Below are 19278 nucleotides of genomic sequence, written 5' to 3'. Positions count from 1 at the left end.
TGCCTCCGGACCGGGGGTCGGGCACGGTGTTGCTAGGTTCGGCGCCTGCCGCGCGCAGTCGCGCCCCCGAACGCTGGAGAGCTTGTGACCAGTCCCGAACAACCGCCCAAGCTGTACCTGGTCGCCACGACCGGGCACCCGAACTACGGTGACGAGCTGATCGCCGCGACCTGGCTGAAGTACCTGGCCGAGGTGGCACCGCACAGCGAGGTGTGGGTGGACTGCCCGAACCCCGGTCCGAGCGAGGTGCTGCTCGGGCACCTGCACCCGCACGCCCGCTTCACCGACACGCTGTGGCGGTTGTCCTGGGAAGCGCCTTCCGACGAGCCGTGGGAGGTCGCTTCGTTCGTGCAGCACGCGATGATCAATCCCGGGCTGGCGCCGCACTGGGTGGCCGGGATCGAACTCGCCGCGAGCGCAGACCTGGTGCACGTCATCGGCGGCGGGTTCATCAACGGCATCTGGCCGCGGCACTTCGGGCTGCTGGCCGGTGCGGTCGCCGCGGTGCGCCGCTCCGGTGGGCGCGCGGTGATGACCGGCCAAGGGCTGTGGCCGGTGCCGGACGAGGCGCGGCCGCTGCTGCGCAACCTGGCATCCCAGTTCGAGCTGATCGACGTGCGCGACGAGCCGTCCGCGGAGCTGCTCAGCTCGGCGGGCCAGCTCACCGCCACCGGCGACGACATGTTCTTCGGCATCGAGCCCGGCCAGTACCGCACCGACGACCTGCGCGAGGTGATGGTCTGCCTGCAGTCGGACCTGCTGGACGTCACCGTGCCCGCGCTGGCCGGGTTCCTGCTGGACACGCTGCGCGCCTGGGACGTGCGACCGGAGCAGGTCGGCATCGTGGAAGGCATCCCGCGGGTGGACCGGGAGGTGTTCGCGCTGGTCGAGCACGACCTGCCGGGGGCGCGGTTCTACGCCTTCTCCGAGATCATGGAGACCGGCTTGCCCGCGGCGGCCGGGCAGCGGTGGTTGTCCAGCCGGTTCCACATGCACCTGATGGCCGCCGCGGCCGGAGCGCACGGCGTGGCGGTGTCGATCAATTCCGGCTACTACACGAACAAGCACCGGTCGCTGATCGAGCGCGGCTCCGGCTGGGGCATCAGCGAAGGGCTCGCGATCCCGCCGCAGCCGACCGAAGGCGGATTCGACGCCGAGACGCTCAAAGCGCTGCAGGACGCCAAGTCCAAGCTCGCCTGGTCGATGTACGGCCACTGAGCTTCCGCCGCTCAGCCGTCGATGCGGAACTCCTGACCGTAGACGCGCCAGCTCAGCGGTGGGTCGAGAGCCAGGTTCCCGGCGTCGAGGAAGACTCGTTGCGCGGTGTCGACCCGGCTGGTGTCGCTGTGCGCGTCCTCTTCCCGCATCGCGGTGACCCGGGCGTCCAGGAAGGCGCTGAGGTAGCCGGTCTCGTCGCCGCCTCGCGCGGGCGGGACCGCCTGCTCCAGCGCCGCCCGGCGGATGCCGCCGAACGACGGCCAGGACTCACCGGGTCCGTGCATCACGATCGCGTCGTAGTAGGCGAACTGCCCGAGCGCACCCAGCCCGTCTTCCTCGGCCCGGCGCACCGCGGGGTCGAAGTACCGGCGGTCCCGTTCGGACTCCTGCGCACGCTGGAAGTCGGGGTCCTCGGCGGCAGTGGCCCAGGCGTCCGGGTAGCCGTCCAGACCCTCGTGCGAATCCGAACCGTTCACCGCGCGTAACGCCTCCAGATAGGGCGCGAGCGCGTTGTCCGGTTCGGCCCCGGTGTAGGACTCGACGAGTTCGAGCATGTCGCCGGTGCCGGAGCAGAAACCGATGATTCCGGCGGTGTAGCCGCGACCGTCGCCGATGTCCTCGATGTAGCCGAACTGCGCGCGCCAATCCAACGAGGAGTTCTCCGCGCTGGACACGAGCTGCATCGCGATGTCCTTCTTGCGCGGATCGGCGAGGTCACCGCCTGCCGCGGTGCCCGGGACCGCGAAGGCGCGCCCGGACCCGAACGCGCCTGCGGCGATCCCGGACACGAGTGCGGTGCGCAGGATTCCGCGGCGGGACACTCGCACCGACGGCGTCGGCGACATCGGGATCCTCCAGGGTTCGCGGCGGCTGGCGCACCAGCACCCTGCTCGTACGCCTGCCGGTCCACCACCGCCGTCGGGCTGAGGTTTTTCCCGTTGCCAACCGGGTCCGGTCTCGCCGGTGCGTCAGTCGTCGGAATCCTGCGTGGATTGTTCCGAATCGGCCCGTCGGTCCGCGATGTAGAACGGGGCGGCCGCCAGGATCGGCACCATCATCCCCGCCATCATGATCAAAATGGACGAACCTGTGCTCAAGGCCCACCGAATCCCAGACTGCGCGGTGGGAAAAGACATCCCACACCGGAACACGTCCGACCGGACGTGACGTTCGGTAATCGTCGCGAACGGCCGGATACGTTAGCAGCGGGACCACGTGCGTCCGGTCACGAGCACCACCCGAGACCGGAAGATCACGGCAACCAGCGAGCGGTCGGCCACTCCTCCCGGATCCACGCGCTGTTCCAGAACAGCCACTCGTACTCGCTGGCGCGGGTGAACGCTTCGAGCATCCGCTGCCGCGTCGGCTCGTCGGCGGCTTCGGCGACCCGGTCGGTGAGTTCCCGGGCGCCGCGCACAGATTCGGCGAACTCGTCGTCGGCGTAGGTCTCGATCCACCGCCGGTACGGGTGCGCCGCGATGTCGCCCACCGCATCGAGGATCTCGCTGCCCACGTGCTGGTACACCCAGAAGCACGGCAAGATCGCCGCGAGCAGCACCGGGTACGGCTCGGAGAGCGCGTTCGCGCGCAGGAACGAGGTGTAGGCCAGGCAGGACGGCGAGGTCGGCACCCCGGCGATGTCGGCTTCGGTCAGCCCGAACTCCTCGACGTATCCGGCGTGCAGCCGGCGCTCCTCGACCAGCGCCGCCTGCGCGTTGCCAGCCAGGAACGCCGCGTCCTGCGGCCCGTCCGCGCGGGTCGCGGCTGCCGACAGCGCCTGCGCGAAGCCGACCAGGTAGCGGGCGTCCTGCACGATGTAGAACGCGAACCGCTCGCGGTCCAGCGTGCCGTCGGTGAGCGCGGCGTTGAACGGGTGCTCGACGGTGGCCCGCTGCAACTCGGCGGTGTGCTCCCAGGCACCGGCGCAGAAGCCGTCGGCGGGCGGATCGGGCAGCTTGCTCATCGGGCGACTCCTTCGCGAGGCCGGATTTCTCCGCCGTGGCAGGCGGGGTTCAACTCACCACCAGCGGTGGAAGTGGTGCACCGGTCCGTGCCCGCGGCCGACGTCCAGCCGTCCGGCGGCGCGCAGCGACTCGGTCAGGTAGTCCTTGGCCTCCCGCACGGCCTCCTCCCAGCTCGCCCGCTGCGGGCGCAGCGCGGCGATCGCGGCGGCCAGGGTGCAACCGGTGCCGTGGTCGTTGGTCGTTTCGACCCGCTCGCCGCGCAGGTACTGCGCCGCGCCGTCGCCGCGGAGCAGGTCGACGCTGGCGCCCTGGCGCAGATGGCCGCCTTTGAGCAGCACCTGCTTGGCGCCGAGCCCGGCGAGGCGGTCGGCGACGCCCGGCATCCCGGCGGACTCGGCGATCTCCCGCTCGCCCAGCAGGTCCGCGGCCTCCGGCAGGTTCGGGGTGATCAGCTCGACCCGCGGCAGCAGCTCGTCACGCAGCACCTCGACCGCTTCGGCGGCCAGCAGCCGATCACCGCTCTTGGCCACCATCACCGGGTCCAGCACCACGTTCGGCGGGTTGTAGCGGTCCAGCACCGCCACGACGGCGCGGATCACCTCGGCGTTCGCGAGCATCCCGATCTTCACCGCGTCCACCCGGACGTCGTCGAGCAGCGTGGTGAGCTGGGCGGTGACGAACTCCGGCGGGATCTCGTGCACCTGGGAGACACCGGTGGTGGTCTGCGCGACGAGCGCGGTCATGACCGACATCCCGTAAGCACCGTTGGCGGAGAACGCCTTGAGGTCGGCCTGGACCCCGGCCCCGCCGCTGGGGTCGGTCCCGGCGATGGTCAGCACGTTGGGAATCATCGGTACACCTTTCGCAGGCGGGCCGCGGCCGATGCCGGATCGGCGGCCGCGCAGATCTCGGAGACGACGCACAGCCCGCGCACGCCGGTCGCGGCGATCTCGGCGGCGTTGTCGGCGTGCACGCCGCCGATGGCGACCGCGGGCAGTTCGGTCGCGGCGGTGAGCTCGCGCAGCCCGGTGACGCCGAGCGCGGGCGCGGCTTCGGGTTTGGTCGGCGTGCCGAACACCGGGCCGATGCCGAGGTAGTCGACGGTGCCGGGCGGGAACGCGGCGGTCTCGGCGAGTTCCGCGGCGTCCGAGACCGACCAGCCGATCAGCAGCTCGGGCGCGATCCGCCGCGCTTGCTCCGGCGGCACGTCGCTCTGTCCCAAGTGGACGCCGTCGGCGCCTGCCGCGAGCGCCACGTCGAGCCGGTCGTCGACCAGCAGCGGGACCGCCGGGAACTCGGCGAGTTCGGCGCGCACCGCGGTGACCAGCTCGCACAGCTGCCTGCCGGTGGCGCGCGGATCGCGGACCTGAACAACCGTCGCGCCACCGGCCACGGCTTCGCGCACCGTCCGCGGCACCCCTCTGGCACCGCACAGTTCGGTGTCGGTGACCAGGTACACGGACAGGTCGAGCCGCCCGGCGGCTTGCGGTGCATCGGCGCGAGTTGTCACGGCGGTGACGTCCCTCCGCTAGTTCGAACTAGGTCAGGTTCGACGGGTTTGCTCTCAGCCCTGGTGGGCACCCCGCGTCACTGCTCTCAAGCTAGCAAGCACGGTCAACCTGGCGAAGCGCCGTGCCGCGGAGGGTTCCGCCGGACGGCTCGACCCCGCTGTCGCATCGGTGATAATGATCACCATGTGAAACAGGATGTAGCTGATCACCTTGGGTCGAACGGACCACGACCGGCACCACCGCCCGGCCGGAACAGATGATCCGGAACGGTGCATCCGTTGCGGGACGGCTCGCATTGGCACCGCACCGGTTGCCACGCGGATGCAACCCGGCGGCTGAGCGCACCGTCTAAGGTTCGAGATCGGCCACAGGCCGCGGCAGGACGGCGCAGCGTCCGAGGAGATGTGGGGGTGGGAGCGGTGTTCCCCGATCGCGAGCACGTGTGGTGGATCGTCGGCGCAGGCGAACGCGTCCGGCACGCGATCACGGTGCGCCCGGGGGCGAGACCGGCCGGGGATCCGGTGGTCGCGCTGTGCTCGACGACGATCAAGCTCCCGCACGAGACCTGGCCCGCCAGCAAGGAGCCCAGCAGCCGCCGGATCACCGAGCGCTGCCCGGATTGCGAGCAGCGCGTCGACGAGGAACTGGCGCGCGACGACGAGCTGATGATCACCAATTGGGATTCCTGAGCGCGCTGCCGTTGAACGTCGGACGCCGCCTCGCAGTGGGGATCTCCACCTGACGCAGCGCCGCCGCGACCCCGCGCGGTGCCGACGGCGCGATCGAACTCACACCGGGCAGCCCTGATCACCTAGTGAGGCAACCCTGTGCGGCGGATTAAGGTTGGGGCAATGGAGACCACAACCGACTCCCCCCAGTTCGCCCGGTCCCGCCGCACTTCCCGGCCGGACCCGGCGCAGGTCTGGGCACCGCTGGCCGGTCTCGCCGACGCCGCGGCGCAGGCCGGGACGTCCGGGGCGGTGGCCATCACCCGCGGATTCGACCGCAACAGCAGGCAGCGCGCGAAGGCGCTGCGCGAGCTGCTGGACGAACGCGACATCCCCGCGATCGAGATCACGCCCGCGCCCGGCAGCGAGCGGCTGGTCGACGGCACCGAGGTCGCCAGCGTGGTGAACCTGATCGGCGCCGGTTCCTGGCAGCCGCACCGGTTGGCCGCGAAGCTGCGGGCGCCGCTGCTGGCGCCGCAGCAGGACGGGGATTCGCCGGTCGAGGACGCGCGCGACGTCATCGGAGTGACCAGCGCCGAAGGACGGCGCGACGTCGCGCTCTCGCACGTCGCGGTCCGCCCCGAGCACGGCGGCGCTGGCAGCCTCACCCTCACCACCGGCGGCGAGCCGTTGTCGGTCCCGGGTGGCGCCGTCGCCATCACGCTGCAGGATGGGGCGCTGGAGATCCAGCTGTCCGGGCCGGACTTCGCCGAGCAGACCTTCACCGCCGCCGAGGTGCGCATCGAGATCTCGGAGGGGCCGCACCGGCTGGTGCGCGACGAACTGCCGATCGCCGAGTTCGAGGGCGCGCTGACGTTCGCATCCGAGCCGCGCGGCCTGGTCGTCCGGCCTGCCTGAGCGGTTCCCGGCACGCGGCGGTGGCCCGCGCAGGTCACCGCCGTTGCCGCGTCCGCAGCGACACCGCCGCTGCCGGGATCTCCCGCAATCGCCGCGCCGAGAGGGCAACGCCGAGAGGAAGGCACCGTGACCGCACGCCCGCCGTTCCCGCCGTTCACCGAGGAGACCGCCCGGCAGAAGGTGCAGGCCGCCGAGGACGCCTGGAACACCCAGGACCCCGAGCAGGTCGCCGCCGCTTACACCGCGGATTCGGTCTGGCGCAATCGCGACCGGTTCATCACCGGGCGGGCCGAGATCGCGGACTTCCTGCGCGAGAAGTGGTCGCGCGAGCTGGAGTACGCGCTGCGCAAGGAACTCTGGGCGTTCCAGGGCGACCGCATCGCCGTGCGGTTCCAGTACGAGTGCCACGACGCCGCGGGCCAGTGGTGGCGCAGCTACGGCAACGAGCTGTGGGAGTTCACCGGAGACGGGTTGATGCGACGGCGCGAGGCCAGCATCAACGACGTGCCGATCAGCGCGGCCGAGCGGCGGATCTTCGGGCCGCGGCCGGCGGCCGAGCACGGCGAGCCGCTGCCGGTCCGCTGAGTGCCCGCTCGGAACCCGAGCTCGGCATGGTTGCCGGTCTTCTTCGAAGCGGCGTGAGCCGCTTTCGCCACCTCGGCAACCGCCCGGGCACTGCGGCTCAGCGGCTCATCCGGTGTCCTATCCACCCGAGCAGCGCCAGCACGGCGGCGAGCAACACCCCGACCAGCGCCAGCGGCAGCGGCGCCAGCGTGCCCGGCGCTATCGCGTTGCCCGCCGACCAGCACAGCACCAGCACGGCGACGAGGCCGAGCAGCACCGCCTGCGCCGTCATCAGCGGCCTGCGCCCGGGCAGCAGGCGCAGATTGCCGCGGGCGGTCGGCGACATCCGGCGCAGCGTGAGCGCCACCGGCAGCGCGACCAGCGCCACGACCAGCACGCCCAGCAGCGAGTCCGATCTGCTCGCGCTGGAGCCGAGGCCGATCAGCAGGCCCAGCACGCCGATCGCGAGCACCGCCAGCACCCGGTGCAGCGTCCGCCACACCAGCCCGTCGTAACCAGTCACGATCAGCAGTCTCCCGCATCACCGCGCACGCCCGAGGGCGGCCGGATCCGGGCACGGCCCGCTATCCGAGGCCGCCGTGCGGCCGATGGTGTGACGCCGCGAGGTTTCCGCGCGATTAATCGGGCGAAGCACCGTCACAACCGTGATTCTGAACCATCACACGCCGTGGAGTGCGCACCCGGACGAGGAGGTCTGCGTGGGAGAGAGCATGGAGTGGCAGGTCAACTGCCGCGACGTGGCTGGGCGGCGGCGCAACATGGCCGTGTTCGTCAACGAAGGCAGTGTGGTGGTGGTGGCTCCGCCTGGGGAGACGGCGGTGCTCGCGCCACTGGAGGCCGGCCGGCTTCGCGCGGCGTTGCGGGAGGCGGTGGTGGCCGCGGCGGCGGTTCCGGAGCGCTGAGCCCTTCCCCTCGCGCTCGCCCCCAGGCATTATCTACTGGCGAGTAGTTAAGGGACTCGAGGAGACGCGCGTGGCGATGTGGCGACGGCCGAAAGAACTGCTCCGCAACCTGGCGGGTGCGCCGGGGGACTCGGCGGCTGGACCGGCGGGTGGCCTCCGGCGAGCCGCGCAGCGCGTCGCCCCCGGCGCGCAGACCTTGTGGCTGCTGATCCGGCAAGGCGTGGTCCGCCCGATGCGCCCGGACAAGCTGTGGCGCATCGTGCGGGCCTGGCGCCGCTGGGGCGTGACCCCGGCGCTGGGCTACGAGGTCGCCGCGATCCGGCACCCCGACCGGCCCGCGGTGATCGACGAGCGCGGCGCGCTGAGCTTCCAGGAGCTGCACCAGCGCACCGCGCGGCTGGCCAACGGGCTGCGCGCCCGCGGCGTCCGGGACACCGGCCGCGTCGCGGTGCTGTGCCGCAACCACCACGGACTGGTGGAGAGCATCGTGGCCTGCGGCAAGATCGGCGTGGACGTGGTGCTGCTGAACACCGGCCTGCGGCCGCAACAGCTGCACGCGGTGCTGGCGGAGCAGCGGGCCGACGTGCTGATCGCCGACACCGAGTTCGTCGAGCAGCTGGAGCCGCCCGAAGACCTGGACGTGGTGCTCGCCTGGACCGAGGGCACCACCCGGCGGCCCACGCTGGAGCACCTCATCGGCAGCTCGCCGTCCACCCGGCTGCCGCGGCGGCCGCGGCACGCGCGGATGATCGTGCTCACCTCCGGCACCACCGGCACGCCGAAGGGCGCCCGCAGGCCCGCGCCGCCCGGCGTCGGCCCGGCCGCGACGATCATGTCCAGGGTGCCGCTGCGCGAGGGCGAGCGGATCCTGGTGGGTGCGCCGATCTTCCACACCTGGGGCCTCGCGGCCTTCCAGCTCGGCTCCGCGATCGGCGCGACGCTGGTGCTGCGCCGCAAGTTCGAGCCGCAGCAGGCGCTCGCGGCGGTGCAGCGGCACCGGTGCACCGCGATGTTCATGGTGCCGGTGATGCTGCAGCGCATCCTGGACCTGCCTGCCGAGTCCCGTGCGCCGTTCGACTGCTCCGCGCTGCGGATCGTCGCGTGCAGCGGATCGGCGCTGCCCGCCGACCTGGCGACCCGGTTCCAGCGGGTGTTCGGGCGGGTGCTCTACAACTTCTACGGCTCCACCGAGGCGTCCTGGGTGAGCATCGCCGACCCGCAAGACCTGGCGGCGTCGCCGGGCACGGCGGGGCGGGCACCACGCGGCACCACCATCATGATCGTCGGCGAGGACGGTGAACCGGTGCGCCGCGGCGAAACCGGGCGGATCTTCGTCGGCAACGACATGCTGTTCGAGGGCTACACCGGGGGCGGCGGCAAGGAGACCCGGAAAGGGCTGATGTCCACCGGTGACCTCGGCCGCATCGACTCCGCCGGGCGGTTGCAGGTCGTCGGCCGGGAGGACGACATGATCGTCTCGGGCGGGGAGAACGTCTACCCCAAGGAGACCGAGGACGCCCTGGCCACCCTTCCCGAGGTGCACGAGACCGCGGTGATCGGCGTGGACGACGCGGAGTTCGGCCAGCGCCTCGCCGCGTACGTGGTGCTCGCGCCCGGCGCGGACCTGGACGCCGACGCGGTGCGCGACCGGCTCCGCGACGCGCTGCCGAAGTACGCGCTGCCCAGGGACGTCGTGTTCCTGGAAGAGCTGCCGCGCAACGCCACCGGCAAGGTCGTGCCCGCCCAGCTGCGCGAGCGCGGCGAGTGACGCCCGCGCGGTCCGATCCCGCACGGCGCGGGCGTCGCGTTAGGCTCGCACGGGTGAACGACCGTCTAGTGTGGATCGACTGTGAAATGACCGGGCTCGACCTGGCCTCGGACGCCTTGATCGAGATCGCCGCCCTGGTCACCGATGCCGACCTGAACATCCTCGGCGAGGGTGTGGACATCGTGATCCACGCCTCGGACGAGGTCTTGTCGGCGATGCCCGAAGTGGTGCGGGACATGCACGAGCGCTCCGGGCTCACCGAGGAGGTGCGACGCTCCTCGGTCACCCTCGCCGAAGCCGAGCAGCGCGTGCTGGAGCACATCCGCGAACACGTGCCGGAGAACGTATCGGCGCCGCTGGCGGGCAACTCGATCGCCACCGACCGCGGGTTCATCGCGCGCGACATGCCCGCGCTGGACGCGCACCTGCACTACCGCATGGTGGACGTGTCCTCGGTCAAGGAGTTGTGCAGGCGCTGGTTCCCGCGGATCTACTACGCGCAGCCGGAGAAGGGGCTGGCGCACCGCGCGCTGGCCGACGTGCGGGAGTCGATCCGGGAGCTGGCGTACTACCGGCGCACCGCGTTCGTGCCGCAGCCCGGCCCGAGCAGCGAGCAGGCGCAGACGGTGGCCGCCGAACTGCTCGACGGCGCGGCGGTGGAAGGCGGTACCGAGAAGGCCGTCAAACCGTCCGAGTGAGCCGTTGACCTCGCCCGTCACCCGGGTGCGGAGCCCGGTGGGAAAGCGATCGACACCGCGCGCTAGGATATTCGTGTTGCTCCGGACGGCCGGGTTCACCGGCGCACCGTTGCTGTGGTGGGTGTAGCTCAGTCGGTAGAGCACTGGGTTGTGGTCCCAGGAGTCGCGGGTTCGAATCCCGTCACTCACCCCACGAGGAAGGCCCCGCTCCGAATCGGAGCGGGGCCTTTCGATTGCGCGGCGGGCTCAGCGATTGCCGCTGAGCCATTCGTCCCACGGGACCTGCCAATCCCCGAAACCGTTCGTGGATTTCAGCTCCGGCCCGCCGGAATTGGTGATCTCCACGACGTCGCCCTTCTTGAGCAGGTCGTAGACCGCCTTGGCGTCGGCGTTGCTCATGTTGATGCAGCCGTGGCTGACGTTGCGCTTGCCCTGGTCGGCGACCGACCACGGCGCGGCGTGCAGGAACTCGCCGCTGTTGGAGATCCGCACCGCCCACTTCACCTCGGTCTGGTAGCCGCCCTGGTCGACGGGCAGGCCGTAGGTCGATGAGTCCATCAGCTTGGTCGCGTGGTGCTCGGTGACCACGTGCGTGCCGTCGTTCGACGGGAAGCTGGGCTTGCCCAGCGAGACCGGGATGGTCCGCTGCTCGACACCGTTGACGTTGATCGACATCTGGTGACTGGCGCCGTCGGCCTTGAGCACCACCGCGTCGCCGATGTGGAAGGTGGCCGTGCGGTTCTCCTCACCCCAGACGCCGTTGCCCAGGTCCTTGCCGTAGACGTCCGCGTCGACGGTGATCTCGGTGCCGGGCTGCCAGTACTCCTTGGGGCGCCAGTGCACCTCGCGGCTGTCGATCCAGTAGAACGCGCCTTCCACGGCGGGTTCGGTCCGGATCCGGATGGCCTGTTCGGCCTTGGCCTTGTCCGGCGCGGGCGCGTCTTCGGAGAAGTAGAAGGCCAGCGGCTGGCCGACGCCGACGGTCTGGCCGTCCAGCGGGTTCATCGAGACGTAGGTCTGATCCGCCGGATCGACCGTGGTGAACGAGGCCTCCTGCGTCACCGGCGCGCCAGCCGCGCCTTGCACGGTGATGGCCGCCTTGTAGGTCTTGCCGTAGCCCAGCGGTTCGGCTGCCGACCAGCTCGCCCCGTCCGGCGCGACGGCCGCTTCGACCCGCTCCCCTTCCGGATTCGTGAGCACCGCGTCGACGATCCGGCCGTGCTGCGCGGTCGCCGTGATCGGCGCGGTCGGCGACACCCCCTGGGCTCCGTTGCCCGGGTCGAACAACACCGTCGGCGGCGGAGGTGGCGCGCTCTGCTGTCCCCCGGCGCCGCCGCTGCACCCGGCGACCAGCACCCCCACGAGGCCGATGAGCACGAGCGACCACACCCGCGACCACCGAGCCCGACCACTCCCGAGGGAGTGAAGCGAGTCATTCATTTGTCACTGTCCGTTCGATTCCGATCCGCCACATCCGCCACAGCACAGTGTGCCTGAGCCCACCGACCTCGTGGAGTGCACCCGACGTGCACGCTGCGTATATTTCTGCTGATCTTCCACCCCGGTGGACGCGCCAGGACGCGGCCGGTTGCTCGCCCGAAGCGGATCAACCGGACACGGTCCGGCAACGGCACCGCCGCCGGACACCCCCTCGGATCTGTGCCCCGCGCGCCGTGCTAGTGTTTCTTTCGTCGCCAGGGAACGAGCGCAAGCGGGAAAATCCCCGGCAGGCAAGCAAGCGCCAATAGCTCAACAGGCAGAGCAACTGACTCTTAATCAGTGGGTTCGGGGTTCGAGTCCCTGTTGGCGCACAGCGATAACCTGGAAGAACGAAAAGCCCGCCCTTCGTGGCGGGCTTTTCGTCGTTTCAGAAGTGGTCTCTTTCTCCCCTCGCCGAAGTGATCCGGGGTTGTCGATCTCGCGACCCGGGTAACTCGAGCGACGTCCGGGCCCGCCCACCGTTGCCGATCGCGAGGACGCCGAGATGCAGATGTCGAGTATCGCAGTGGTCATGTTCACCGTCTCGGACCAGGACGCGGCACGTGCGTTCTACACCGAGAAGCTGGGTTTCGAGGTGCGCGCCGACACGCCGTTCGGCGAGCACGGCGAGATGCGCTGGCTGGAGGTCGCCCCTCCGGGCTCGACGGCGCGGCTCGCGCTCAATCCGCCGATGGGCGGGCAACCCGGTGGCGGGATGATCGGAGTGGAGACCGCCGACGTGGTCGGCGAGCACACCCGGTTGCAGGCGTTGGGCGGGATCGACATGGACCCGGAGCCGATGCGCAACCCCGGCGCACCGCTGATGTTCATGCTGCGCGATCCGGACGGCAACAACGTGGTCGTGGTGGAGCAGCCGTCCGCCTGATCCGGCAATCCGCCGCTCCGCGCGGGTCTCCAGCCGCCGCGCGGTGGCGGGCACCCGCGGATTCCTCGCGGAAGCCCGGAATCGAGCCGTCCGGACCCGGCCGCTAGTCACGTGACAGATTCAGCGGGAACAGGTTTCCTGACACCCTCGGGCGGATGCCGGTCGGCACGGCGCACCGGCGACGAGCTTGGAGAGCGAGGAACGATGGCAGCTGGAGAAGCCGGAGAACCCGGAAAGCGCGGACTGCTGATCGGCGGTGCCGACCGCGCCGCCGGGACCGGCCGCACCGAGCAGGACCTCAACCCCTACACCGGCGAGGTGTTCGCCACCGTCGCGGCAGCCGCCCCCGAGGACGTCACCGCGGCCGTCGACGCGGCCGCCGCGGCCTTCCCCGGCTGGGCGGCGACCGACGTGGGCACCCGCCGCAAGATCTTCCTGCGCGCGGCCGACCTGCTGGAGCAGCGCACCGAGGACGCGGTGGCGCTGATGGCCGGCGAAGTCGGTGGCACCCGGCCGTGGGCGATGTTCAACGCGGGGCTGGCCGCCGACGTGCTGCGGGAGGCCGCGGCGGCGATCACCGCGCCGCGCGGGGAAGTGCTGTCCAGCTCCAGCCCCGGCGAGTGGGGGTTCGCGCTGCGCCAGCCCGCCGGAGTGGTCGCCGCGCTGGCACCGTGGAACGCGCCGCTGATCCTCGGCGTGCGCTCCTTCGCGGTGGCGCTGGCAGTGGGCAACACCGCCGTGCTCAAACCCAGCGAGGACGCGCCGCTGACCGCGGGCCTGTTCCTCGCGGAGATCATGCGCGAGGCGGGTCTGCCGGACGGGGTGCTCAACGTGCTCACCAACGCCCGCGACGACGCGGCGCAGGTGGTCGAGACGCTGATCGCCGATCGGCGGGTGCGCCGGGTCAACTTCACCGGCTCGACGAACGTCGGCCGCAGCGTCGGGATCAAAGCCGCGGAGAACCTCAAACCGGCCCTGCTGGAGCTGGGCGGGAAGAACTCGATCCTGGTGCTCGACGACGCCGACCTGGACTACGCGGTCGACGCGGTCACCTTCGGCGCGTTCATGAACGCCGGGCAGATCTGCATGTCCGCGGACCGCGTGCTGCTGCCGCGCGCGCTGGAGCAGGAGTTCTCCCGGCGGTTCGCGGCCAAGGTGGCCGAACTGCCCTGCGGCGACCCGGGAAAGCCGGACACCGTGATCGGGCCGGTGATCGGCGAACGCTCCGCCCAGCGGGTGGCCGCGCTCGTCGACGACGCGGTGGCGCAGGGCGCCGTGCTGCACACCGGCGGCGGGCGCCCGGACGGCGCGGTGTACCGGCCGACCGTGCTCAGCGGCGTGACTCCCGAGCAGCGGATCCACTCCGAGGAGATCTTCGGCCCGGTCACCACCGTGCACGGCTACGACGACGTGGACTCCGCGATCGAGGTCATGAACGACACGCCGTACGGGTTGACCGCCGGGGTGATCACCGAGGACACCCGCCGCGGCTGGGCCATCGCGCAGCGGGTGCGGACCGGGATCTTCCACATCAACGACCAGTCCGTGGGCGACGAGCCGCAGGCCCCGTTCGGCGGGGTGAAGGACTCGGGCTACGGGCGGTTCGGCGGGCGCGACGGCATCGACGCGTTCACCGACACGCGTTGGGTCACCTTCCGCGAACAGCACGCGCAGTATCCGTTCTGAGCGGAGGAGAACTCGCCGGGCCGGGCGAGTTCCTCCGCCCCGACTGCGTTACCGGCCGGACTCCCGTTCCGGGTTGATCGGGCTGTCCGGGTTGATCGGGCTGTCCGGGGGCTCGGGCGGCTCCGGGCGGTCCGGGTCCGGGATGTCCGGCGGGTCGGGAGCGCTCGGCCGGTCCGGGACCTCCGGGGGCTCCGGGATCTGCGGGGGTTCCGGACTCTGCGGGGGTTCCGGGCTCTCCGGCCGTGGCACCTCGGGCCGGTCCGGTTCTGCGGGTTCGTCCCGCCGGTCAGCGGAGAACGTCACCGCTGCGCCTCCTCTCGTTCGCCGGTCGTGGGCCACCACCGGACTACCCGGCAACCGGCGCGGAGAAATCCGGTGCTCGCCGGTACCCCCGCGGGGTTCCCGAACCGAAGCCGCGAGCAGGCGCGGAACACGGTTCCGAACCTCCTCGTGCCGCTATAAGGTGCCCCGGCGGGTAGATCGACTCCCGGCAGGGGCGCGAAGGAGCAGAACGTGACGACTCCCGAGCCGACGATCGCGGCGCGCATGGACCGCCTGCCGCTGATCGGGATGCACCGCAAGGCCACCGTCGCGGTGGGGCTCGGGCTGTTCTTCGACATGTACGAGATCTTCCTGACGCCTGTGCTCAGCGTCGCGCTGACGCAGGAGTTCCACCTGAGCAAGGCCGAGCTGCCGCTGGTGCTGGCCTCGACGTTCCTCGGGATGTTCGTGGGCACGCTGGTGCTCGGGCGGCTCGCCGACCGGATCGGGCGGCGCCGGGCGTTCCTGGTGAGCCTGGCGATCTACTCGCTGTTCTCGCTGCTCGGCGCGTTCAGCACCGGGCCGTTCATGCTGGCCGCGACCAGGTTCGTCGCAGGCATCGGGATCGGTGCGGAACCGCCGCTGGCGGATGCCTACCTCAGCGACCTGCTGCCCGCCAAGCGCCGCGGCCGGTTCATCGCCTGGGCCTACACGCTGTCGTTCCTGGGCGTGCCCGCGGCCGGGTTCCTGGCGCACTGGCTCGAGCCGCTGAGCCCGCTCGGCATCGCGGGCTGGCGCTGGATGTTCGCGATCGGCGCGCTCGGCGCGGTCGTGGTGTTCCTGCTGCGTCGCGGGTTGCCGGAGTCGCCGCGCTGGCTGGCCACCAGCGGCCGCGCCGAACAGGCCGACGCGCTGGTCACCGACTTCGAGCGGGAGGCCCGAGCCGCCGGGGCGGCGCTGCCGGAGCCGGACCCTGCCGAGCCGGATCGTGCGGTCACCGCCCCGTCCAGCGGGTTGCGCGACCTGGTCGCCGCACCGTACGGCAAGCGCACCGCGATGATGGCGGTCTTCCAGGTGCTGCAGACGGTGGGCTACTACGGCTTCGGCACGATGGTGCCGATGGTGCTGGCCGCGAAGGGCTACCAGGTCACCGACTCGCTGCTGTTCAGCGCGCTGACGTTCGTCGGCTACCCGGTGGGCTCGGCGCTGTCGCTGCCGTTCGTCGAGCGGGTGGAGCGCAAGCACCTGGTGATGGGCTCGGCGATGGCGATGGTCGTGCTGGGGCTCGGGTTCGGGCTGGCCGGTTCGACCGCGCTGATCCTGCTGCTCGGGTTCGGCTACACCGCGGCCAGCAACGTTTTCTCCAACGCCTTCCACATCTACCAGGCGGAGATCTTCCCGACGCACATCCGCGCGACCGCGGCGTCCTGGACGTATTCGCTGTCCCGGCTGACCACCGGCGCGATGCCGTTCGTGCTGGTTCCGCTGCTGCAGGCGCAGGGCGCCGGGGTGCTGTTCGCGGTCGTGGCCGCGGCGATGATCGCTGTGACGCTGGACATCGGCCTGTTCGGCCCGCGCGCCACCGGCCGTCCCCTGGAGACCGTCAACACCGCGTCCTGACCGGAGTGAACGGCCTGTTCGTCCCAATAGATTGGACGAACGGTCCGTTCGCTCCGAAATCTTGGCGCGTTGACACCCTTACCCCCTAGGGGTATATATGTGGCGAAGGCTCCGCATCGGACTGCGAGGAGGAAGCGGTGCACGGTTACACGCCGGACAAAGAGGCGTACGCGAAGCGACTGCGCCGCATCGAGGGACAGGTGCGGGGCCTCGCCAGGATGATCGAGGACGACGAGTACTGCATCGACGTGCTCACCCAGGTCAGCGCGACCACCAAGGCCCTGCAATCGGTGGCGCTCGGACTGCTCGACGAGCACCTGCGCCACTGCGTGGCAGAGGCGCTGACCGAGGGCGGCGACGCCGCCGACGAGAAGGTGCGGGAAGCCGGCGACGCGATCGCCCGGCTCGTGCGCTCCTGAACCGCCGACTCCGCGAAAGGACCCCGATGACCGAGTTGACCTACACCGTGACCGGCATGACCTGCGAGCACTGCGCGCGTTCGGTGACCGAGGAGCTCAGCGAGCTCGCCGGCGTCTCCGACGTCGCGGTCGACGTGCAGACCGGCGCGGTGACGGTGACCAGCGCGCAGCCGCTCGCCGACGCGGACGTGCGCGGCGCCGTGGAAGAAGCGGGCTACGCGCTGGCTTGAGCCCGGGTTCGGACACCGCGGCCCGATCGGCGGCGCCGGTCCTGCTCGACCGGCGCCCCTCCGACCGGAGGGGAACTCGTCCGGCACCGCACGCAGCAGGCGAAGAATCGGGAGATCGCGATGAGCACCGCACCGGCAGGGCAGTCGATCGAGCTGGCCATCGGCGGCATGACCTGCGCTTCGTGCGCGAACCGGGTGGAGCGCAAGCTCGGCAAGCTGGACGGGGTGACCGCCGCGGTCAACTACGCCACCGAGAAGGCGACCGTGACCTTCCCGGACGGCGTCGCGCCGCAGCAGCTGGTCGAACAGGTCGAGGCCGCCGGCTACACGGCGCAGCTGCCGGACTCCGGCGGCGCGGGCGAGTCCGAACAGGACGACGGCACCCGCGCGCTGCGCGACCGGTTGATCACCGCACTGGTGCTGTCCGTGCCGGTGATCGTGCTCGCGATGGTTCCGGCGCTGCAATTCACCTACTGGCAGTGGATTTCCCTCGCGCTCGCCGCCCCGGTGGTGATCTCCGGCGGTGCGCCGTTCCACCGCGCGGCGTGGACGAACCTGCGCCACGGCGCGGTCACGATGGACACGCTGGTGTCGATGGGCACGCTGGCGGCGTTCCTGTGGTCGATCTACGCGCTGGTGTTCGGCAGCGCCGGAATGCCCGGCATGACGCACGGATTCGAGTTCGGCGTGCGGCCCGCCGACGGCGCCGGCTCGATCTACCTCGAAGTGGCCGCCGGGGTGACCACGTTCATCCTCGCCGGGCGGTACTTCGAAGCCCGCTCCAAGCGCCGCGCCGGTGCCGCGCTGCGGGCGCTGCTGGAACTCGGCGCGAAGGACGTCGCGGTGTTGCGCGACGGGCGCGAACAGCGCATCCCGACCGAGCAGCTCGCCACCGGGGACCTGTTCGTGGTGCGGCCCGGCGAGAAGATCGCCACCGACGGCACCGTCGAGGAGGGCGGTTCGGCGGTGGACGCCAGCATGCTCACCGGCGAGTCCGCACCGGTCGAAGTCGGCGTCGGCGATTCCGTCGCGGGCGCAACGGTGAACTCGGGCGGGCGGCTGGTGGTGCGCGCGACCCGGGTGGGCTCGGACACCCAGCTCGCGCAGATGGCGCGCCTGGTGGAGGCCGCGCAGGCGGGCAAGGCCGCGGTGCAGCGGCTCGCCGACCGGATCTCGGCGGTCTTCGTGCCGATCGTGATCGCGCTCGCGGTGCTCACCCTGGCCGGGTGGCTGATCGCCGGTGGCGGGGCGAGCGCCGCGTTCACCGCCGCGGTCGCGGTGCTGATCATCGCTTGCCCGTGCGCGCTGGGCCTGGCCACGCCGACCGCGCTGCTGGTCGGCACCGGCCGCGGCGCCCAGCTCGGCGTGCTGATCAAGGGGCCGGAGGTGCTGGAGTCGACCCGGCGCATCGACACCGTCGTGCTGGACAAGACCGGCACCGTCACCAGCGGGCGGATGTCGCTGGTGGGGGTGCACGTCGCGGACTCCGACGAGCGGACCGCGCTGCGGCTGGCCGGAGCCGCCGAACACGGCTCCGAACACCCCGTCGCGCGGGCGATCGCGCAAGGTGCGGCCGACCGGGTCGGCGCGTTGCCCGCCGCGAACGCCTTCCGCAACGTCGAAGGGCTCGGCGTCGAGTCCGAAGTGGACGGATGCGAGGTCCGGGTCGGACGGCCCGCGCTGGTGGACGCGGAACTGCCGGAGCCGCTGCGGACCGCTCGGCTCGAAGCGCAGCGGCGCGGCCGCACGGCGGTGGTGGTCGCCTGGGACGGTGCCGTCCGGGCCGTGCTGGAGGTCGCCGACACCGTCAAACCGACCTCGGCGGACGCGATCCGGCGGCTGCGCGAACTCGGCCTCTCCCCCGTGCTGCTGACCGGGGACAACGAAACCGTGGCCCGCGCGGTGGCGGCCGAGGTGGGCATCGACGAGGTGATCTCCGAGGTGCTGCCTGCGGACAAGGCGGCCGTGATCAGCCGCTTGCAGGGCGAGGGCCGCGCGGTGGCGATGGTCGGGGACGGCATCAACGACGCCGCCGCGCTCGCGCAAGCCGACCTCGGCCTGGCCATGGGAACCGGGACGGATGTGGCGATCGAAGCCTCCGACCTGACGCTGGTGCGCGGTGATCTGCGCGCGGCGGTGGACGCGATCCGGTTGTCGCGGCGCACGCTGGGGACCATCAAGCAGAACCTGTTCTGGGCGTTCGCCTACAACGTGGCGGCGCTGCCGATGGCGGCGGCCGGTCTGCTGAACCCGATGATCGCCGGGGCCGCGATGGGCTTGTCCAGCGCGTTCGTCGTCGCCAACAGCCTTCGCCTGCGCCGCTTCCGCAGCGACATCCCGGCGTGACCCCCGCGCAGCGTTCTCCGAGCGAACTCAGATCCGAGCCCAGCCGAATCCGGTGACGTACGGGCACACCGCACCACGCACCGGGCGCTTCGAGTGAACCGACTCTCGACCAACCTGGC

General features: G+C 71.4%; 21 protein-coding genes, 2 tRNA genes and 1 riboswitch. Of the genes, 15 read left to right on the top strand and 8 right to left on the bottom strand.

All coding sequences use genetic code 11. The annotated features are described in order from the left end of the window. Positions 1 to 84 precede the first annotated feature (84 nt). A complete protein-coding gene (locus V1457_RS13715; RefSeq protein ID WP_295146278.1) occupies positions 85 to 1218 on the top strand; it encodes a polysaccharide pyruvyl transferase family protein in 1134 nt (377 codons plus the stop codon). A gap of 11 nt (positions 1219 to 1229) precedes the next feature. On the opposite strand, the gene V1457_RS13710 is transcribed toward V1457_RS13715, so the two are convergent. The 5 genes from V1457_RS13710 to thiE form a co-directional block, all read right to left on the bottom strand. Then, positions 1230 to 2063: a chitosanase gene (locus V1457_RS13710; protein WP_295146280.1), complete on the bottom strand. Its 834-nt coding sequence runs from the start codon at positions 2061 to 2063 to the stop codon at positions 1230 to 1232. Between the two features lie 123 nt (positions 2064 to 2186). Continuing rightward, positions 2187 to 2315: a hypothetical protein gene (locus tag V1457_RS13705; RefSeq protein ID WP_255520875.1), complete on the bottom strand. Its 129-nt coding sequence runs from the start codon at positions 2313 to 2315 to the stop codon at positions 2187 to 2189. 155 nt (positions 2316 to 2470) lie between these two features. Continuing rightward, the gene (tenA, locus tag V1457_RS13700) at positions 2471 to 3181 is read right to left on the bottom strand and encodes a thiaminase II (protein WP_200070853.1); all 711 of its coding nucleotides are present in this window, start codon (positions 3179 to 3181) and stop codon (positions 2471 to 2473) included. A gap of 54 nt (positions 3182 to 3235) precedes the next feature. Beyond that, positions 3236 to 4033 (bottom strand): bifunctional hydroxymethylpyrimidine kinase/phosphomethylpyrimidine kinase, encoded by a 798-nt coding sequence (gene thiD / locus V1457_RS13695; protein ID WP_200070852.1) that lies wholly within the window; start codon positions 4031 to 4033, stop codon positions 3236 to 3238. Then, on the bottom strand, positions 4030 to 4692 hold the full coding sequence (gene thiE, locus V1457_RS13690; RefSeq protein WP_200070851.1) for a thiamine phosphate synthase: 663 nt from the start codon (positions 4690 to 4692) through the stop codon (positions 4030 to 4032). The genes thiD and thiE overlap by 4 nt, the downstream gene beginning before the upstream one ends. Continuing rightward, a riboswitch (TPP riboswitch) is annotated at positions 4686 to 4777 on the bottom strand. It overlaps the preceding gene by 7 nt. 326 nt (positions 4778 to 5103) lie before the next feature. Between thiE and V1457_RS13685 the strand changes: the two genes are divergently transcribed. The 3 genes from V1457_RS13685 (at position 5104) to V1457_RS13675 (ending at position 6864) form a co-directional block, all read left to right on the top strand. Further along, positions 5104 to 5382, top strand: a complete 279-nt coding sequence (locus V1457_RS13685; RefSeq protein WP_233627631.1) for a hypothetical protein — start codon at positions 5104 to 5106, stop codon at positions 5380 to 5382. A 162-nt stretch (positions 5383 to 5544) separates the two neighbouring features. Next, on the top strand, positions 5545 to 6279 hold the full coding sequence (locus V1457_RS13680) for a hypothetical protein (RefSeq protein WP_200070850.1): 735 nt from the start codon (positions 5545 to 5547) through the stop codon (positions 6277 to 6279). A gap of 126 nt (positions 6280 to 6405) precedes the next feature. Beyond that, complete coding sequence (locus V1457_RS13675; protein WP_338604176.1) at positions 6406 to 6864, top strand: nuclear transport factor 2 family protein; 459 nt, start codon at positions 6406 to 6408, stop codon at positions 6862 to 6864. A gap of 97 nt (positions 6865 to 6961) precedes the next feature. Here the strand turns inward: V1457_RS13675 and V1457_RS13670 are convergent, their stop codons facing one another. Next, positions 6962 to 7366, bottom strand: coding sequence for a hypothetical protein (locus V1457_RS13670; RefSeq protein WP_200070848.1), 405 nt, complete (start codon positions 7364 to 7366; stop codon positions 6962 to 6964). A 208-nt stretch (positions 7367 to 7574) separates the two neighbouring features. On the opposite strand from V1457_RS13670, the gene V1457_RS13665 reads away from it, so the two are divergent. The 4 genes from V1457_RS13665 (at position 7575) to V1457_RS13650 (ending at position 10425) form a co-directional block, all read left to right on the top strand. Then, positions 7575 to 7766: a hypothetical protein gene (locus V1457_RS13665; RefSeq protein ID WP_200071135.1), complete on the top strand. Its 192-nt coding sequence runs from the start codon at positions 7575 to 7577 to the stop codon at positions 7764 to 7766. Positions 7767 to 7842: 76 nt separating this feature from the next. Then, on the top strand, positions 7843 to 9534 hold the full coding sequence (locus V1457_RS13660; protein ID WP_200071134.1) for an AMP-binding protein: 1692 nt from the start codon (positions 7843 to 7845) through the stop codon (positions 9532 to 9534). 53 nt (positions 9535 to 9587) lie between these two features. After that, a complete protein-coding gene (gene orn, locus V1457_RS13655; protein WP_295149165.1) occupies positions 9588 to 10232 on the top strand; it encodes an oligoribonuclease in 645 nt (214 codons plus the stop codon). Positions 10233 to 10349: 117 nt separating this feature from the next. Further along, a tRNA-His gene (locus V1457_RS13650) sits at positions 10350 to 10425 on the top strand. 53 nt (positions 10426 to 10478) lie between these two features. On the opposite strand, the gene V1457_RS13645 is transcribed toward V1457_RS13650, so the two are convergent. Continuing rightward, complete coding sequence (locus V1457_RS13645; RefSeq protein ID WP_307850093.1) at positions 10479 to 11621, bottom strand: Ig-like domain-containing protein; 1143 nt, start codon at positions 11619 to 11621, stop codon at positions 10479 to 10481. Between the two features lie 349 nt (positions 11622 to 11970). Here V1457_RS13645 and V1457_RS13640 point away from each other — a divergent pair. From V1457_RS13640 to V1457_RS13630, 3 genes are all read left to right on the top strand, one after another. Next, positions 11971 to 12043: transfer RNA gene (locus V1457_RS13640), tRNA-Lys, on the top strand. Positions 12044 to 12216: 173 nt separating this feature from the next. Next, the gene (locus tag V1457_RS13635) at positions 12217 to 12597 is read left to right on the top strand and encodes a VOC family protein (protein ID WP_295149167.1); all 381 of its coding nucleotides are present in this window, start codon (positions 12217 to 12219) and stop codon (positions 12595 to 12597) included. A gap of 204 nt (positions 12598 to 12801) precedes the next feature. Beyond that, complete coding sequence (locus V1457_RS13630; protein ID WP_338604166.1) at positions 12802 to 14283, top strand: aldehyde dehydrogenase family protein; 1482 nt, start codon at positions 12802 to 12804, stop codon at positions 14281 to 14283. 48 nt (positions 14284 to 14331) lie between these two features. Here V1457_RS13630 and V1457_RS13625 read toward each other — a convergent pair whose 3' ends face one another. Beyond that, positions 14332 to 14586 (bottom strand): hypothetical protein, encoded by a 255-nt coding sequence (locus tag V1457_RS13625; RefSeq protein WP_338604163.1) that lies wholly within the window; start codon positions 14584 to 14586, stop codon positions 14332 to 14334. Between the two features lie 243 nt (positions 14587 to 14829). Between V1457_RS13625 and V1457_RS13620 the strand changes: the two genes are divergently transcribed. The 4 genes from V1457_RS13620 (at position 14830) to V1457_RS13605 (ending at position 19159) form a co-directional block, all read left to right on the top strand. Next, positions 14830 to 16164, top strand: a complete 1335-nt coding sequence (locus V1457_RS13620) for an MFS transporter (RefSeq protein WP_200071132.1) — start codon at positions 14830 to 14832, stop codon at positions 16162 to 16164. 137 nt (positions 16165 to 16301) lie between these two features. Continuing rightward, a complete protein-coding gene (locus tag V1457_RS13615) occupies positions 16302 to 16583 on the top strand; it encodes a metal-sensitive transcriptional regulator (protein ID WP_295148390.1) in 282 nt (93 codons plus the stop codon). A gap of 26 nt (positions 16584 to 16609) precedes the next feature. Further along, positions 16610 to 16813: a heavy-metal-associated domain-containing protein gene (locus V1457_RS13610; RefSeq protein ID WP_200070842.1), complete on the top strand. Its 204-nt coding sequence runs from the start codon at positions 16610 to 16612 to the stop codon at positions 16811 to 16813. A 120-nt stretch (positions 16814 to 16933) separates the two neighbouring features. Next, a complete protein-coding gene (locus V1457_RS13605; protein ID WP_338604159.1) occupies positions 16934 to 19159 on the top strand; it encodes a heavy metal translocating P-type ATPase in 2226 nt (741 codons plus the stop codon). The last annotated feature ends 119 nt before the right edge of the window (positions 19160 to 19278 follow it).

This window comes from Saccharopolyspora sp. SCSIO 74807, from assembly GCF_037023755.1.
GTDB classification, from domain to species: Bacteria; Actinomycetota; Actinomycetes; order Mycobacteriales; family Pseudonocardiaceae; genus Saccharopolyspora_C; species Saccharopolyspora_C galaxeae.
This window is presented reverse-complemented; position numbering and strand designations above follow the sequence as displayed.

Bases quoted from the DNA above. Each gene is read 5' to 3' on its own strand.
- V1457_RS13710 (WP_295146280.1), bottom strand. From the start codon at position 2,063: ATGTCGCCGACGCCGTCGGTGCGAGTGTCCCGCCGCGGAATCCTGCGC.
- tenA (WP_200070853.1), bottom strand. From the start codon at position 3,181: ATGAGCAAGCTGCCCGATCCGCCCGCCGACGGCTTCTGCGCCGGTGCC.
- thiD (WP_200070852.1), bottom strand. From the start codon at position 4,033: ATGATTCCCAACGTGCTGACCATCGCCGGGACCGACCCCAGCGGCGGG.
- V1457_RS13680 (WP_200070850.1), top strand. From the start codon at position 5,545: ATGGAGACCACAACCGACTCCCCCCAGTTCGCCCGGTCCCGCCGCACT.
- V1457_RS13665 (WP_200071135.1), top strand. From the start codon at position 7,575: ATGGAGTGGCAGGTCAACTGCCGCGACGTGGCTGGGCGGCGGCGCAAC.
- V1457_RS13660 (WP_200071134.1), top strand. From the start codon at position 7,843: ATGTGGCGACGGCCGAAAGAACTGCTCCGCAACCTGGCGGGTGCGCCG.
- V1457_RS13635 (WP_295149167.1), top strand. From the start codon at position 12,217: ATGCAGATGTCGAGTATCGCAGTGGTCATGTTCACCGTCTCGGACCAG.
- V1457_RS13630 (WP_338604166.1), top strand. From the start codon at position 12,802: ATGGCAGCTGGAGAAGCCGGAGAACCCGGAAAGCGCGGACTGCTGATC.
- V1457_RS13620 (WP_200071132.1), top strand. From the start codon at position 14,830: ATGGACCGCCTGCCGCTGATCGGGATGCACCGCAAGGCCACCGTCGCG.
- V1457_RS13610 (WP_200070842.1), top strand. From the start codon at position 16,610: ATGACCGAGTTGACCTACACCGTGACCGGCATGACCTGCGAGCACTGC.
- V1457_RS13605 (WP_338604159.1), top strand. From the start codon at position 16,934: ATGAGCACCGCACCGGCAGGGCAGTCGATCGAGCTGGCCATCGGCGGC.